This is a genomic window from Neisseria sp. HMSC064D07 (assembly GCF_001837185.1).
In the GTDB taxonomy this organism is placed as follows: Bacteria; Pseudomonadota; Gammaproteobacteria; order Burkholderiales; family Neisseriaceae; genus Neisseria; species Neisseria flavescens_C.
Genome location: NZ_KV831687.1, coordinates 1 through 393 on the forward strand (window position 1 = coordinate 1; position 393 = coordinate 393).

Below are 393 nucleotides of genomic sequence, written 5' to 3' on the forward strand. Positions count from 1 at the left end.
CGGCATCTTTGCTGTTGGCATTGAGGTCGCCGTCGGCTACGTTGGTAACCTTGTTGCCGGCGGCATCGATACCGGACTTGGTCAGGCTAGGACCGCCTGCGATCTTAACGCCGTCGTTGTTCACGGTGGTGTTGCCGGCTTTGACGCTGTTCACTACCAGGTCTTTTTTCAGCTTAACGGTCACTTTATCGTCTTGGGCTGCGGTGGTGATGTTGTCGTCGCCGGCAACGGTCACGGTGGAGCCGAGTTTTTCGATATTGGTGCTGCCTCTGTCGCTGTTGAAGGTCAGGCCTTTGCTGTCAACGGTGGTTTTGGCGTCTACGCCTTTTTGGATTTCGGTTTTGGTGTCATCAGCCAAATCGATGCTGTAGTCGGTCACGTTGTTCGCGTCTG

1 pseudogene is annotated in these 393 nt (G+C 55.0%); it reads right to left on the bottom strand.

Features of this window, described 5'->3' with window-relative positions:
* Positions 1-379: pseudogene (locus HMPREF2608_RS11560) on the bottom strand (hypothetical protein); the annotation flags it as partial.
* Positions 380-393 lie beyond the last annotated feature (14 nt).